The 14,838-nt window shown below is 37.7% G+C and carries 9 protein-coding genes and 2 riboswitches; of the genes, 7 read left to right on the forward strand and 2 right to left on the reverse strand.

The annotated features are described in order from the left end of the window. Positions 1-423 precede the first annotated feature (423 nt). Positions 424-1,869: an amino acid permease gene (locus tag KDN24_RS02875; RefSeq protein WP_409975194.1), complete on the reverse strand. Its 1,446-nt coding sequence runs from the start codon at positions 1,867-1,869 to the stop codon at positions 424-426. A 157-nt stretch (positions 1,870-2,026) separates the two neighbouring features. Continuing rightward, a riboswitch (Lysine riboswitch) is annotated at positions 2,027-2,206 on the reverse strand. A 232-nt stretch (positions 2,207-2,438) separates the two neighbouring features. Further along, positions 2,439-2,734: riboswitch (cyclic di-AMP (ydaO/yuaA leader) on the forward strand. 229 nt (positions 2,735-2,963) lie between these two features. On the opposite strand from KDN24_RS02875, the gene kimA reads away from it, so the two are divergent. From kimA to ppdK, 7 genes are all read left to right on the forward strand, one after another. Next, positions 2,964-4,790 carry a potassium transporter KimA gene (kimA, locus tag KDN24_RS02880; RefSeq protein ID WP_409975195.1) on the forward strand — a complete coding sequence of 609 codons (1,827 nt, stop codon included), beginning with the start codon at positions 2,964-2,966 and terminating at the stop codon, positions 4,788-4,790. Between the two features lie 178 nt (positions 4,791-4,968). Then, the gene (locus KDN24_RS02885) at positions 4,969-5,499 is read left to right on the forward strand and encodes a GNAT family N-acetyltransferase (RefSeq protein WP_409975196.1); all 531 of its coding nucleotides are present in this window, start codon (positions 4,969-4,971) and stop codon (positions 5,497-5,499) included. 79 nt (positions 5,500-5,578) lie between these two features. Continuing rightward, positions 5,579-6,619 (forward strand): DUF1835 domain-containing protein, encoded by a 1,041-nt coding sequence (locus KDN24_RS02890; RefSeq protein WP_409975197.1) that lies wholly within the window; start codon positions 5,579-5,581, stop codon positions 6,617-6,619. Positions 6,620-7,078: 459 nt separating this feature from the next. Beyond that, the gene (locus KDN24_RS02895) at positions 7,079-9,292 is read left to right on the forward strand and encodes an ATP-dependent helicase (protein ID WP_409975426.1); all 2,214 of its coding nucleotides are present in this window, start codon (positions 7,079-7,081) and stop codon (positions 9,290-9,292) included. Positions 9,293-9,542: 250 nt separating this feature from the next. Next, on the forward strand, positions 9,543-10,178 hold the full coding sequence (ccpN, locus tag KDN24_RS02900; protein ID WP_525931282.1) for a transcriptional regulator CcpN: 636 nt from the start codon (positions 9,543-9,545) through the stop codon (positions 10,176-10,178). A 23-nt stretch (positions 10,179-10,201) separates the two neighbouring features. Beyond that, the gene (locus KDN24_RS02905; protein ID WP_409975199.1) at positions 10,202-11,017 is read left to right on the forward strand and encodes a pyruvate, water dikinase regulatory protein; all 816 of its coding nucleotides are present in this window, start codon (positions 10,202-10,204) and stop codon (positions 11,015-11,017) included. A 2-nt stretch (positions 11,018-11,019) separates the two neighbouring features. Next, positions 11,020-13,689 carry a pyruvate, phosphate dikinase gene (gene ppdK / locus KDN24_RS02910; RefSeq protein WP_409975200.1) on the forward strand — a complete coding sequence of 890 codons (2,670 nt, stop codon included), beginning with the start codon at positions 11,020-11,022 and terminating at the stop codon, positions 13,687-13,689. A gap of 589 nt (positions 13,690-14,278) precedes the next feature. Here the strand turns inward: ppdK and KDN24_RS02915 are convergent. Next, on the reverse strand, positions 14,279-14,668 hold the full coding sequence (locus tag KDN24_RS02915) for a DUF2500 domain-containing protein (RefSeq protein ID WP_409975201.1): 390 nt from the start codon (positions 14,666-14,668) through the stop codon (positions 14,279-14,281). Positions 14,669-14,838 lie beyond the last annotated feature (170 nt).

Consider the following 14,838-nt stretch of genomic DNA (forward strand, 5'->3'; position numbering starts at 1 on the left):
TTGTTATTCAGAGGAAATCACTTTTATTAGGTTGTGCGAGACCGTTTCTATCGTATGATAACTGAGAATCGCCTTTAATAATGTCAACGAAGTCGAATCTTTTGTATGAATCTCTCAAATCGACCTTAATCAAGTGACCGAGGTCGAATCTTTTGTATGAGTCCTGTAAATCGACCTTAACAGTTAGAACGAAGCCGATTCTTTTGTATAAGTTCTGCAAATCGACCTGAATCAGTTAGAACGAGGTCGAATCTTTTATATAAGTCCAGTAAATCGACCTTAATCAGTTTGAAAGAGGTCGATTCTATCGTTGACTTCTGCGAACCGACCTCAATCAAGCCGAACAAGATCGTTTTTCATTAGATTCCCGTGAACCGCCTTCATCCACACTCTTTTGAGAGAATTATTTCCATTGAAAATGATCTAATTCTCAAAATCACATTCTTTCAATGGAATGAGCTTTGTTTTATGTTTGATTTTATAACTAAGCCAAACAATTAAGAACAGTGGTAAGCCGATATAGGCTGCGATAATGCTGTGCCAATCAATTGTTCCATCTGTGAAGGCTTGGAAGTTTTGGCCTAAAATAATAATGATACATAGAATTAATGCGAATAATGGCCCGAATGGGAACCATTTTGCACGATAGGGCAGTTTGTTTAGGTCACCGCCTTGAGCGATATAGGCTCTGCGGAAGCGATAATGACTAATGGCAATACCTAGCCATGTTACAAATCCAGCCATCCCTGAAGCATTTAATAACCAAATATATACTTGACCATCGCCAAAGATCGTCGTTAAAAAGGCAAGGGATCCAACTAATGCTGTAACGATTAGTGCGTTGACAGGTACGCCTCTTTTATCAAGCTTTGCTAAGAATTTCGGTGCGTTTCCATCACGTGCTAAGTCCCAAAGCATTCGGGTTGACGCATACATGCCTGAGTTACCTGCAGATAATACAGCAGTTAAAATAATGGCGTTCATGACGGACGCTGCAAAAGCAAATCCTGCACGTTCGAAAACGAGTGTGAAGGGGCTCACGGAAACAGCTTCACTTAATAGCCGTTCATCTGTATAAGGAATAATCATGCCGATGACAAATATCCCTAAAATGTAAAACAGTAAAATTCGCCAAAATACGGAGTTTATCGCTTTTGGAATTGTTTTTTCAGGATTTTCACTTTCTCCAGCAGCTACCCCGAGTAATTCTGTTCCTTGGAATGAGAAGCCTGCAGCCATAAAGACACCAAGAATGGCAAAGAAGCCTCCATTAAAAGGTGCATCTTCAATAGTGAAGTTCTTAAAGCCAATGGTTTCTCCCCCCATAATGCCAAAAATCATGAAAAATCCAGTAATGATAAAAATAATAACCGTTACAATTTTAATAAGTGCAAACCAAAACTCTGCCTCTCCAAATCCTTTAACAGATAAATAGTTGAAGCCGAACATGAGCAGGAGTGCGAGGCCACTCCAAATAAATGAAGGACTTTCAGGAAACCAAAACTTCATAATTAGCACAACGGCTGCTAGTTCAGCGGCAATAGTAATGGCCCAGTTATACCAATAATTCCAGCCAATCGCAAAGCCAAATCCTGGTTCAACGAATTTCGTTGCATACACTTTGAATGAACCAGCAACTGGCATATATGCGGCCATTTCAGCAAGGCTTGTCATAAGAAAATAGACCATGATTGCTACGGCTGCATAGGCAGCTAAGGCACCTCCTGGTCCAGCTGTATGTACAGCTCCTCCACTTGCTAAAAATATCCCTGTCCCGATCGATCCACCGAGAGAGATCATCATAAGATGACGTGCTTTCAGTGTTCGTTTTAATTGTGTAGGGTTTGATGATGTTGCTGTTTTTGCCAACTTGTACACTCCTTTTGTGTAACACATAATTTATCATTTTGAAGTGAGAGAGCTATTTAGCAATTGTTCTTAAAATGTATCGGAGGCACATTCGTACAAAAAATAAAAACAGCCGTCGAAAAAGATCGACGGCTGTTGAATAGGTCCGTTAAATCCTTCCGAAGATAGCTCTCCACGTGAAAAACGTGACAGTGGTGTTCCTGTTCGAAAACACCCCCAGCAAGGATATACAATGATTTATCCAAGCTTCGGCAGCTTATCCTTTCAAAATCGGAGTCATCAATTTCATTGAATCTCGTCCGCTTTACTCTTATAAGCCGCAGCCTCTACCCCATCGGTGAATGGGAATATTATATTAATATATTGAATTATAGTAAATTATTGGCCAACTTGCAATGGATAAATTTGTCTTATTCGTGCGAAAAAATGTATAAAAAATAGTATTTACAATCCGTAATTACAGGAGTATTATAACTAACAGTTTCATATTTCACATTCAGTGAATGACTGCATGCAACATGTTGCCACAAGTCTTTTGAGTGTAATCACATTCACTGATGGTAGTTTCACTAATTAAATCGCTGAAACCTTTGGTGCGGGGGAACCGAACTTATGGATTATGAATAATCCAAGGGGTGAATCCTATTTAACTTCATTCAGCAATTGCTTCGTGTGGAGAAGGGTGTAAAGTTTTTACTTTACGCTCAGCTGAATAAGGTTTAAGCCTTTGGCAAATGCCTCAGATATGTAAAGATATTCGTAAAAATCTGGGAGGCATAAATACGCTAAGGCAAATTTGATAGGTAGGGCTACTCACAGGTCCGAATCCGACAGCTAACCTCGTAAGCGTTATATGAGAAGGAAGGTGGAACTTGTATGACTTTAAAAAATTAACGTCTACAGGTCTATTTGCTAATGGCTTGAAGGCGTTTTTTTGATCCATGAATTGGGGCTTTTATGTTTTTTAGTTATCTATTTCGCCGATCGTGTCGTTTAAACAAGTGTGAACGCCAAGTTTTTCTAAGTGGAATTGACCTAGGCATTTAAAGTCAAACTAAGTTTTACTACATTATTTTTTAAGAGGGTGAATAGCATTGTTGTCTTCTATCAAACGTTTATTAATCGGACGTCCATTAAAATCAACGGAATTAGGCGAGCAGAAACTTAATAAAAAGAAGGCATTAGCAATACTTTCTTCTGATGCTTTATCCTCTGTAGCCTATGGTCCAGAACAAATTTTGATTGTGCTAGTAACAGTTAGTACAACAGCATTTTGGTATTCTATTCCGATCGCAGTTGGTGTACTCATTTTGTTAACCGCTTTAATTTTATCCTATCGGCAAATTGTTTTTGCTTATCCACACGGCGGCGGAGCTTATATCGTATCGAAAAATAATTTAGGCACTAATGCAGGCTTAATCGCTGGGGGCTCACTTTTAGTAGATTATATTTTAACGGTGGCAGTTAGTGTATCAGCTGGTACAGATGCCATTACATCTGCCTTTCCGATTTTACACGATTATAATGTAGGCATTGCCATTATCTTTGTCTTTATCATTACAATTTTAAATTTAAGAGGAGTTACGGAGTCAGCTTCAATACTAGCTTATCCAGTATATTTATTTGTCATAACATTATTTATTTTAATCGGAGTAGGGCTTTATCGGATTATGACAGGCCAAGTTTCTCCTGAATTGCATACTTCTATCGGAACACCAGTGGCAGGAATAAGCTTATTCATTTTACTAAGAGCATTTGCTTCAGGAAGCTCTGCATTAACAGGAGTAGAAGCTATCTCCAATGCGATTCCGAATTTCAAAAATCCTGCTCCTAATAATGCAGCTAAAACATTAATTGCGATGGGAACTTTGTTATGTATTTTATTTTCTGGAATTGTATTTTTAGCTTATTATTACGGCATTGCGCCAAGTGAAAAAGTAACCGTCGTTTCACAAATCGCAGAGGGCGTATTCGGTAGGAATACCATGTATTACTTCATTCAAGGTACAACCGCATTAATCTTAATTCTTGCGGCTAATACGGGCTATACAGCTTTTCCAATGCTTGCCGTTAACCTTGCTAATGATAAATTTATTCCGAGAATGTTTAAGATTCGAGGGGATCGTTTAGGCTATTCGAATGGAATTATCATTCTGGGCCTTTTCTCCATTTTGTTAATTATTGCTTTTGAAGGAAGGACGGAACAGCTTATTCCCCTATATGCAGTAGGGGTGTTTATCCCGTTTACCTTATCGCAAACAGGAATGATGGTAAAATGGATTCGAGAAAAACCAGCTGGATGGATACCAAAGCTTATCGTGAACACAATTGGTGCATTCATAAGCTTCACAGTGACAATTATCTTCTTTATTACGAAGTTTACGCATGTATGGCCAGTACTCATCTTTTTGCCAATAATTATTTATTTGTTTCATAGAATACGTAAACATTATGAAGCAGTAGGCGAACAGTTGCGTCTGACAACAAGTGAACAATGTGAACCGATTGAAGGAAATGTCATTATCGTGCCTGTAGCAGGCATTACCCATGTAGTAGAAAACTCGTTAAGTTATGCGAAATCTTTATCTGCTTATCAAATTATTGCTGTTTATGTTGCATTTGATCGAGAAGAGGAAAGAAAGTTTGCAGAGAAGTGGAAAAAGTGGCAGCCAGATATAAGACTCGTTACGTTGCATTCACAGTATCGTAGTATTATTCAACCATTAACTAAATTCGTGGATACGGTTGAACATAAAGCAAACGAAGCGAATTATAAAGTAACGGTCGTGATTCCACAATTTATACCAAAAAAGGGCTGGCATAATATTTTACACAACCAATCAAGCTTATTAATACGCACATTTTTGCTATATCGAAGAAATGTCGTGATTACGACAGTACCGTATCATCTTAAGAAATAACATGTTACGATTGCCTGTAGGATATGTGAGTAGAATGATGTTCTATCATTAGGAACAGCTTCTGCTCGTGTGTCCTTCAGGCTTTTTTGGTATGAAGGGAAGGATATTCATACAGTAACAAGAATTAGTAATATGTAAACTAGTTTGTAATCTTACTTTGAGATGTGTGGAGGACATAATGAAAACAGTTGAAAATGAACGAAATGTCAAGGTTCGTACAGGTCAATTAGATGATGCTGAATCGATCTTACGTATTCAGCGAGAGGTTATTTCAGAAAATGATTTTTTGATTTCAGAGCCAGAAGAATTTACTAATACGGTCGAGCAGCAAATTGATTGGTTGAAAAATATTATTGCTAATGATAGAGAAACAATCATTGTAGCTGAAATAAACAGTAAAGGGATCGGTTGGATCGTATTTCAATCCCATACTCGTAAAAGATTATCACATACGGGCTCATTCGGGGTCATGATCGATAAGGAATATAGAGGATTAGGGATGGGTAAATTGCTTATTCATGCACTACAGGAGTGGGCAGAAAAGAATCCTTTAATTGAAAAGGTAAGTTTAGGCGTTTTCTCAACTAACCATAGAGCGATCGCATTATATAAGAGTCTTGGATTTGTTGAAGAAGGCCGAAAAGTGAATGAAATCAAAATGAATGACAATGAATATGTTGATGATGTTTTAATGTATAAGCTTGTTTAACGATCTTTAGAAAAATAAATTCATAGAGACGAAGTGAATTGGTCTTTTTCTACTTTATTGTGCTTTAGGAGGAATAATAATGGAAATTGAAAAACTGAAACAGGTTATTACTGAATTGCCGGAGGAAGAAGCAAAATCTTTGTTGTTTCATTTCCTTCTTAACGTTCAATTATTGTCTGAAAAACAATACTCAGAAGCAGAATTTATCACTAAAGTTAAAGAAATGTCCAAAATGGTTTTTGAACTATCAGATAAACGAAAAGTGATTGAAGATAAACATACGTATAAAATGATTCATATTTTATTTGGAGCTTCTCCCGCGGGAAGTTTAAAAGTAGCGCTGAAAGAATTGGGCGTTAATCATGAGGAAGCGGTGATCTCGTTTTGGGACATTTTTTCCGTAGGTCCTATTTGGCAGCTGCATAAGAAAAGTGGTATGGAGGAAAGATTTGCTTGGAAGAAAAATAGCATGAATGATGAGTTTGACGAACTGGATGAATACATGAAAGGCTTTAGGAAAACAGTTGATCAAATCGAAAAGATTCCAGAAGATGTACCTGTTACGATATGGGTTGCGAATAATGCTCATGAACAAACGGGGCTAAGATTTGCTCTATATCTTTTAAAAAATAAAGCTCATAACATCAAAGTTATTAATTGTGCAAATATATTTGTTCAACAATTTTATCAACCTAATATAGAATTCTTCCCCTTACATGCAGGTGAAATCTCTCCTGAAAAGCTTAAAGTGATTTTCGAGCAGGGCAAGAAACAGCCTCTATTATCACAGCTGGAAAAAGAGCAATATGTTCAAGAATGGCTTCAACTTTCAACACATCAAGAAACATTAAGAATTTGGGAGGACGGAAAAGTCAGGTTTGTGTCTGAAGATTATTTTGATGAACTTCTGATTTCAACAGCACAATACTTGCATAGTCAGCAAGAAGTGAAGGACTTCATGAAGTCAGCTAGACTGATTGGTGAAGTGTTAGGACATATAGAGCAATATGTTGGAGATGAATTTTTAGAATATCGGGTAAGAAAGCTGATTGAAAAAGGAATTTTCGATGTAGAAGGCAGTTTAGAAGCAATGAGATATTATAGTGTGAAACTAAAATAGGAGAGAAGAAAATTGAGTTCTGGATGGGGAATGAAAAAGAGTCAATAGCCCACTTGTAATGGCAAAAAACTGAGCAAATTGAGTATGAAAGAGTCAATAGCTTGCTTGTAATGGCAAAAAACTGAGCAAATTCAGTTGAAATAGGTCAATAGCCCACTTGTAATGGCAAAAATCTAAGCAAATCGAGTAAGAAAGCGTCAATAGCCCGTTTGTAATGGCAAAAAGTTGAGCAACTACAGTTAAAAAGCGTCAATAGCCCGTTTAGCAAATGCAAAAAGTCCTTTACACACACAGAACGAAGCAAATTCTCATAACCAAATAGGGAAAATAACCTTAAAAACAGAGGCTATGCTACAATAAAAGATACATGTAAAAGGACCATAAAGAAAAACTTTATGTTTTTTGAAAGAATAACCGGAAAAGGATAAAGTTTTCCAAGGATTAGAAAGGGTTATGAATATGAAAGAAAAGGGAGAGTTTTTTGCCCGAAAGAAGCGTGAAATCGGCGTTTTTTTAAATGAAACTCAGCAAAAGGCAGTTCTCGAAACGGAGGGGCCACTCCTATTATTAGCTTCACCAGGTTCAGGGAAGACGACAACGATCATTATGCGGATTGGGTATTTAATAGAAGAAAAAGGTGTTAGTCCTGCAAAAATCAAGGCGATTACCTTCAGTCGGGCATCTGCAAATGATATGAAGATAAGGTTTAGTCGGTTTTTTCCCGATCTTCCACAAGTCAATTTCTCTACCATCCATAGCTTTGCATTTGAAGTGGTACGAGACTATTTTCGAAAAAAGGCGATCCCTTACCAAATTATTGAGGGAGGCGTCGATTTAGAGGAAAAAGAAGCACTAGGTGCAACCGAAATCCCATTACATAAAAAGCTCATTTTAAGGAATCTGTATAAAACGATAGTTGAAGAAAATATAACCGATGATCAAATGGAGGAGCTGACGACTTATATAAGCTTCATCAAAAACAAGATGATTCCAACGAGTGAGTGGTCAACCGTTCGAATCGATGTTCCTAAGGCAGAGGAAATATTTTGTGAGTATGAGACGTTTAAAAAGTCTGGCTATCATAAATTGCTCGTTGATTTTGATGATATGCTAACACTGGCAGACGAAATACTTAATGAGAATCCCTCGCTTCTTCAGAAGTACCAACAAAGGTATGATTATATTTTAACGGATGAAAGTCAAGATACTTCATTAGTCCAGCATAAAATTATTGAAAAGCTGGTAGCAGAGCATAAGAATCTCTTTGTTGTAGCAGACGATGATCAATCGATTTATAGCTGGAGAGGGGCGGAGCCCTCTTATTTGCTCAATTTTAAAGAAGTTTATCATCATGCGAATACTTTATTTTTGGAGCAAAATTATCGCTCCTCTAACAATATTGTCAACATCGCGAATCAATTTATTAAGCGAAATAAAAATCGCTATAACAAAAATATGTTTACGAATAATCCCCCGAGTAATCCAATAGTTTTGAAGGAATTTGCTGATTATATTTTTCAGGCAAAATATTTAGTTCAAGAAATTCGGAGGAAAGACAGCTTAACAGAAATCGCAATCTTATATCGAAATAATTCATCCTCGATTGCGCTTATCAATGAATTTGATCGGGCTGGTATTCCTTTTTATATGAAAGATGCCGACAATCGCTTCTTCTCTCATTGGGTAGTAGCGGATATTCTCAATTTTATGCGCATGACTTTTACAGATAAAAGGCCAGATATTTTGGAGAAAATACATCTGAAGCTTCATGGCTATATTAGTAAGAAGCAAATGGCTGCATTAAAAGAAATTAAGAATCATGAATCCGTTTTTGATAATTTGCTCAATCATATTGAATTACAAAGCTATCAAATAAAACAAGTGAATGAAACGAAGGAAACTTTTCAGCAAATGAAAGGAATGCCGCCATTGCAGGCTATCGAAGTGATTCGTGAAAAATTAGGGTATGAGAAGGCTCTTGAAAAGATGTGTGAGCGACTAGGATTTCGCAAAGACTATTTAATTGGGATTTTAAATACATTGGAAGAGATTGCAGATACATTGGAGACGATGGAGGAGTTTGCGAGCAGACTCAAACATTTAGAACATGTACTTAAAACATCGAAATCTAAAAAAGGTCAAAATGCGGTAACTTTTTCTACGTTTCATAGTGCAAAAGGTTTAGAATTTGACCATGTATATATGATGGACTTAGTAGAGGGAGTAATCCCATCCTCTGATGATGCTGGTTTGGGAGAAGGGGATGCACTTGAAGAAGCGACTAGGTTATTTTATGTTGGCATGACGCGTGCTAAGAATCATCTAGAGCTTCTCTCCTATGGGGAGCGGGATGGTAAAAAAGCAAGAAAATCACGATTTGTGACAGCTGTAGAAAATATGATGGAGCCGCCGAATAAAGTTGAAGAGCTTGCTTCTTCACAGCATACACCTGTAAAAGGTATACAAGAAAAAACGGTTGAAATCTCCTATAATCCTAATGCACTTCGAAATAAGGAAGAGCTCGTTATCGGTAGATTTGTGAAGCATCGAGTTTTTGGCACCGGAATTATTACAAAAATAAACACGGAGCAAATTTGTCTTCAATTTAATAAAAATGAAAAAACATTTTTAGTTTCAACATGTTTGGAGCTAGGATTGTTAGAGCTAGTATAATATAGAATCATTTTTCTAAAAAAAGAAGGTTGTTTCCAAAGCCGTAAAGGCGAGGGGACAACTTTTTTTGTTAAAAAAGAGTTTTAAAGTTTTGCAAGTTTTCGTTGAATGCTACTCATGTTGTTTTCAACTTTGTCATAATTTAATTAAAAAATGGTTTTTAATGTGATACATTATATACAAATGAGTATGACACATTTATAATGAATTCATAGAATATAACACACTTATTGTCGTAAAGAGGGTGGTAATAATTAAACTATCCAATCGTCAGGATGAAATCCTTCAGATTGTAAAGCGAAATGGACCGATAACAGGTAATGAAATTGCTAAGAAATTATCTGTTTCGAGAGCTGCGTTAAGACCAGATCTTGCGATTTTAACAAGGACTGGAAATATCGATGCAAGGCCTCGAGTTGGTTATTTTTATAATGAAGAATATCAAACCATGTGTCAGGCTGAACAGTTTGTCCAACAAACGGTGAATGAATTTAAAGCACACCCGATTGTCATCGAGATATCAACGTCAGTTTATGATGCGATTGTTCAGTTGTTTTTAGAGGATGTTGGAACGCTTTATGCAGTTGATGCAGAAGGATATTTAGCTGGTGTTGTTTCACGGAAGGATTTATTAAGAGCCTCGCTCGGAAATAAAAATCTTCAGGAATTGCCAGTAAGTGTGATTATGACGAGAATGCCAAATATCACGACCATTAAACCCGATGAAACGTTGCTAGAGGCAGCCAAGAAAATGATTAATTATCGAATTGATTCCTTACCTGTCGTAAAGGAAGTGAGAGGCAAGAAAAATACGTACTCCCTTTTAGGAAGAATTACAAAAACGACAATAACGCGAGCGTATTTGGAAATGATAGAAGGAAAATAAGACTCAGAGGAGTTGCGCATAATTTGGAACGAAAAGAAGTGGTCTATGTAGTTTCTGACTCGGTTGGGGAAACAGCTGAGTTTGTTGTAAAAGCAGTAGCAACACAGTTTAACGGCAGCCAAATTGAAATTCGCAGAAGCTCATATGTTGATGACATGGAAGATATAGAAGATGTCATTATGCTGGCGAGTAAAGATCATTCAATCATTGCTTATACGATTGTCATCCCTGCTTTAAAAGAATACTTAGATAAAAGAGCACAGGAAGAAGGGATTTTTGCGGTTGATTTACTTAACCCGTTAATGAATGCGTTTGAAACTAGGTTTAATAAGGAGCCATACCATAGTCCAGGTTTAATGCGTAAATTAGACGAAGAATATTTTCGGAAAATCGAAGCAATTGAATTTGCAGTGAAATATGACGATGGCCGTGATCCAAGAGGAATCACGAAGGCGGATATTGTGTTAATTGGTGTTTCAAGGACTTCAAAAACACCTTTATCCATGTACTTGGCACATAAACGGTTTAAGGTTGCAAATGTTCCATTAGTTCCAGAAGTGCCGCCACCAGATGAATTATTTCAAATTCCAAGAAAGAACTGTGTTGGCCTAATCATTTCACCAGATAAATTAAATGAAATTCGCATCGAGCGGCTAAGGGCATTAGGCTTAGGCTCACAAGCAAATTATGCAAGCCTTGAGCGCATTTTAGGTGAACTGGATTATGCAGAAAAAATTATGAAACGTGTCGGCTGTCCAATTATCAATGTTTCAAATAAGGCAATTGAAGAAACAGCAGGATTAATTCTAGAAGCGTTAAATAAAGAGAGGAGCTTTTAATAATGGGAAAATTCGTTTATTTATTTCATGAAGGTCAGGAGAATATGAAAGAACTATTAGGAGGGAAAGGGGCAAATCTAGCAGAGATGACTAGAATTGGCTTACCAGTCCCATATGGTTTTACGATTACAACAGAAGCTTGTAATGCATATTATGAAGCAGATAAAACCATCCCTACAGCAGTTGTAGACCAAACATTTGAAGCTCTAAGCCGTTTAGAAGAGAAAATGGGCAAAAGATTAGGAGATTCTGAGAATCCTTTACTCGTTTCTGTCCGATCAGGTTCTGTTTTCTCGATGCCAGGGATGATGGATACAATATTAAACCTTGGTATGAACGATGAAACAGTTGTCGGAATGGCGAAATTAACGAATAATCCACGCTTTGCATACGATTCTTACCGCCGTTTCATTCAAATGTTTAGCAATGTCGTTCTTGAAATTGATACTTATTATTTTGAACAATTATTAGAAGAAACTCGTGAGCAAAAGGGCTATTCCTCTGATACTGAATTAACGGCTGAAGATTGGCAAGAGGTGATTGTAGGCTATAAGGAACTTGTAAAAAAGCACACGAGAAAAGAATTTCCACAAGATCCAAAGGAACAGCTTTTCCTTGCGATTAATGCAGTGTTTAATTCGTGGAATAATCAACGTGCGATTGTCTACCGCCGTCTGAACAAAATTCCTGATCATCTAGGAACAGCTGTTAATATTCAAAGCATGGTTTTCGGAAACATGGGAGATGACTCTGGTACTGGGGTTGCTTTTACAAGAAACCCATCGACTGGTGAATCCGTTCTTTACGGTGAGTATTTAATTAATGCCCAAGGCGAGGACGTTGTTGCAGGTATCCGTACACCTCAGCCAATTGCTACTTTACAAAAGGAAATGCCGGATGTTTATAAGCAATTTACAGATACATGTCATCAGCTTGAACAGCATTATCAGGAAATGCAGGATATCGAATTTACAGTGGAACGCGGAAAATTATTCATTCTTCAAACACGTAATGGTAAGCGTACGGCACAAGCAGCCATTCGTATTGCAGTAGAGATGGTGGAAGAAGGCCTTATTGATAAAAAGACAGCACTCCTTCGTGTTGATCCAGATCAATTAAATCAGCTCCTTCACCGCCGTATTGATGATTCTGTTGAAAAGGAAGTTTTAGCAAAAGGGTTGCCAGCATCTCCAGGTGCAGCGACAGGTCAAGTTGTATTTGATGCCGATGAAGCAGAGCAATTAGCGAATGAAGGTAAAAAGGTTATCCTCGTTCGTCCTGAAACAACGCCAGATGATATACATGGAATTGTAGCGGCTCAAGCGATTTTAACAAGCCGTGGTGGAATGACTAGTCATGCTGCAGTAGTTGCCAGAGGAATGGGGAAAGCTTGTATTTGCGGCTGTGAAGCTATAAAAATTGACTTAAGAGAGAAACAATTTGCAGTCGGAGAAATCGTTGTTCATTACGGAGATCTGATTACAATTGACGGTTCTACTGGACAAATTATTCTTGGAGAAGTACCAATGATTGATCCGGAATTATCAGATGAATTCCAACGTTTACTTAAATGGGCTGATGAAGAGCGCAAAATCGTTGTCCGCGCCAATGCAGATAATCCAGAAGATGCGAAAAAAGCATTTGAATTTGGGGCTGTTGGAGTTGGACTATGCCGTACGGAACATATGTTTATGGATAGCAAGCGAGTACCAATTGTGCAGAAAATGATATTAGCCGAAAACTTTGCAGAACGAAAAGCTGCGCTTGAACAGCTATTACCAATGCAGCAAGACGATTTTGAAGGAATTTTTGAGGCGATGCAAGGATATCCAGTGACAATCCGTTTATTAGATCCACCGCTTCATGAGTTTTTACCACATAAAGATGAGCTTCTAGTTGAGGTAACAAAGCTGCAAATATTGGAGCCACAATCAGAGGAATTAAAGGAAAAAGAATTGTTGCTGAAAAAGGTCCGTCAATTGGATGAGTATAACCCAATGCTTGGCCTACGCGGCTGCCGTTTAGGCTTGATGTATCCAGAAATTTATGAAATGCAGGCAAAGGCGATCTTCTATGCAGCAGCAAAGCTAGCTGAAAGAAACATCGACGTACAACCAGAAATCATGATTCCACTTGTAGGTCATGTAAATGAATTAAGACAAATGCGCCAAGTAGTTGTTGAGGCAGCAAATCTAGTACAGGGAGAAACGGGAAAAACAATTGCATACACGATCGGAACGATGATTGAAATCCCGCGTGCTGCACTGACAGCAGACCAAATTGCTGAGGAAGCCGACTTCTTCTCATTCGGAACAAATGATTTAACCCAAACAACATTCGGCTATAGCCGTGATGATGCAGAAGGTAAATTCCTACAAGCATATGTTGAAAACAAAGTTCTTCCAGAAAATCCGTTTGCTGCACTCGATCAAACAGGAGTCGGAAAGCTTGTTGAAACAGGCGTTAAGCTAGGCCGCACAACAAAGCCTAAATTAAAAGTCGGAATTTGTGGAGAACATGGTGGCGAGAAGAGCTCAATTGAATTTTTCTACAAAACAGGCTTAGACTATATCAGCTGTTCACCATACCGTGTGCCACTTGCTCGCCTAGCGGCAGCACAAGCAACGATTCGCCATGAACTGAACAAGGAAGAAGTTTATACAAACGCATAATTTGATTTTGGCAGGGGGCTATCTCATTTATATGGGAGCCCTTTTTCAATTGGGTGAGAATGGGGGATTTTACTTGAGTGTGGTCAATAGCCAACTTCTATCGGACGAAAAAGCGAGAGAATTTACTGAAAGAGGTTAATAGCGCATTTCTATCGGTGGAAAAGCGAGAGAATTTACTCGAAAATGTCAATGGCGCATTTCCATTGGTCAAATAGAGAGAGAATATCTATAAAAATGGTAAATAGGGCATTTCTATTGGTCAAAAAGTGAGAGAATATTTATGAAAGTGGTCAATAGAGTACTTCTATCGGTCAAAAAGCGAGTGAATATCTACGAAGATGGTAAATAGGGCATTCTATTGGTCAAAAAGTGTGTGAATATCTATAAAATTGGTATATAGCGCATTTCCATCGGTCAAAAAAAGAAATCTCATCCCTAAAATGACCAATAGCCCGATCTTTTCAAAAAATCAAACACGAAAAACAAAAACGAGGTTGATTTTTGAGCGAATCGTAAGAGAATCAACCTCATTGCTAGAGATAAAGGTAGATATTCATATGAAACAGAAGAGAATCAACCTTATTGAGTATTAAATATCTCGTTTAAATCCTAAGTATCTTGTTCCTTGAAAACTTAAAACCCCATAATCTCCTTCTGCGAGCTGTCCGTATTCTTGACCAGACATATGAAGTTCCATACGATCACCGCTTTCGAATTCAAATGTGGCATAATAAGATGTTGATGTGCTGTGAGTATGGTGAGTATTATCATGGTGGTGTGTATGTCTACTGACATTTGTTCGCTTCGTTTTTACAACGGCTGGAACGGATAGTCGTGGGGATTGCTCATTTTTTTTCCACTGTCTAATATTGCCGAAGACTCTTACAATAATGGTTCCAAAAACAATAATAAAGCCAATGCCGATGATTATTGGCACAAGTGTAAACATAAATCCCCCTGAATCAAACGGATCAAACATGTTCTTCCCTCCATTCTGAGCTGTTGTTTTTTTTACGAAAAATAGTTGCAAAAGGTTTCGTCATTTGTTGTAAATATATACGGTACTATACCATAATTTGCTTCTTTCGTGTGTAGTGAAAGTTAATTAAAGGAAAATGACGATTTGTGCAGAAAAGATTAAGGAATCGT

It is taken from the genome of Cytobacillus sp. Bva_UNVM-123 (assembly GCF_046351715.2).
GTDB lineage: Bacteria > Bacillota > Bacilli > Bacillales > Cytobacillaceae > Cytobacillus.

What these genes read in the sequence shown, in the direction of transcription:
- KDN24_RS02885 (WP_409975196.1), top strand. Translation starts at nt 4,969, where the DNA reads ATGAAAACAGTTGAAAATGAACGAAATGTCAAGGTTCGTACAGGTCAA.
- KDN24_RS02915 (WP_409975201.1), bottom strand. Translation starts at nt 14,668, where the DNA reads ATGTTTGATCCGTTTGATTCAGGGGGATTTATGTTTACACTTGTGCCA.
- KDN24_RS02895 (WP_409975426.1), top strand. Translation starts at nt 7,079, where the DNA reads ATGAAAGAAAAGGGAGAGTTTTTTGCCCGAAAGAAGCGTGAAATCGGC.
- ppdK (WP_409975200.1), top strand. Translation starts at nt 11,020, where the DNA reads ATGGGAAAATTCGTTTATTTATTTCATGAAGGTCAGGAGAATATGAAA.
- KDN24_RS02890 (WP_409975197.1), top strand. Translation starts at nt 5,579, where the DNA reads ATGGAAATTGAAAAACTGAAACAGGTTATTACTGAATTGCCGGAGGAA.